Source organism: Bradyrhizobium sp. LVM 105, from assembly GCF_003957705.1.
In the GTDB taxonomy this organism is placed as follows: Bacteria; Pseudomonadota; Alphaproteobacteria; order Rhizobiales; family Xanthobacteraceae; genus Bradyrhizobium; species Bradyrhizobium frederickii.
On sequence record NZ_QZMV01000092.1, the window covers coordinates 1 to 1,230 of the forward strand.

At 49.6% G+C, this 1,230-nt stretch carries 1 protein-coding gene; it reads left to right on the plus strand.

Features of this window, described 5'->3' with window-relative positions:
* Positions 1-1,230 (plus strand): hypothetical protein (locus D6B98_RS42205; protein WP_205680591.1); only part of this gene is annotated, 1,230 nt, incomplete at both ends.

The window sequence follows — 1,230 nt, forward strand, 5'->3', positions numbered from 1 at the left end:
AAGAGAAAGGGAAGGGGGGAGGAAAGAGGGAAGGAAAGGGAGAAAAAGGGAGAGGAAGAAGAGAGAGAGAGAAAGAGAGGGGGAGGGGAAGGAGAAGAAAAGAGAGAGGAGGGAAAGAGAGGAAGGGGAGAAGAAAAAGAAGAGGAAAAGGGGGAGAGAGAGAGGAGAGGGAGAGAAGAGGAAAAGAGAGGAAAGGAAAGAGGGAAGGAAGAAGGAGAAAAGATAAAAAGAGAAAAGGAGGAAAAGAAAGAGAGAAGGGAGGAAAGAAGGAGAGGGGGAAGGGAGAGAAGAAGAAAGGAAGAGAAGAGGATAGGGGAGGAAGAGGAAAAAAAGGAAGGAGAGGGGGAGAGAAGAGGAAGAGAAAAAAGGGAAGGAGAGAAGAGGGGAAGAAGAGGGGAAGAGGAAAAAAGGAGAGGAGAGAGAAAGAGAAAGAGGAGAGGAGAGAAGAAAAAGAAAGGGAAGGGAAGAAGAGAGGAAAAAAGGGAAAAGGGAGAGGAAAGGAAAGGGAAGGGAGGAGGAAGAAAGGAGGAAAGGAGAGAGAGAGAAAGGAGGGAGAGAGGGGAAAGGAAAAGAGAAAGGAAGAGAGAAAGAAGAGAGTGACGAGGAGGGGGGAGAGAAGAGAGAAAGAGGAAGAGAGAGAGGAAGGGGAGGGGAAGGAGGAAAAGAAAGGAAGGAAGGGAAGGAGAAAGGGAGAAGGAAGAAAGGAGGAAGGAGGAGGGAAAAGAAAGGGAGAAAGGAAGGAAGGAAGGGAGGAGGGAAGGGGAAGGGGGAGAGAAGGGAGGAAAGAGAAGAAAAAAAAGGAAGAGGAAGAAAGAGAAAGAGGAAGAAGAGAAGAAGAAGAAGGGAGAAGAGAAAGGGAAGGGAGAGAAGGAGGAAGAAGAGGGAAAGAGAGGAAAGAAAAGGGAAAAGGAGAGAGAGAAGGGGAGAAGGAGGAGAAAGGAGGGGAGGAGGAGAGGGAAGGAAGGGAGAGGAGAAGGGGGGAGAGAGAAGGAAGAGGGAGAGGGAGGGAAGGGAAGGGGAGGGAAGGGAGGAGAGAGGGAGGAGGGGGAAAGAGGGGAGAGAGAGAAGGAGGGGAGGGGGGAGAGAGGGGGAGGAAGAGAAAGGGGGGGGAGAAAAGGGGAGAAGGGGGAAAAGGAAGAAAGGAAAGGAGAAGTAAAAGAGAAAAAATAAGAAAGAAAGGAAGAAGAAGAAGGAGGGAAGGAAAAAGACAGAGCACCATTATCGAACGAA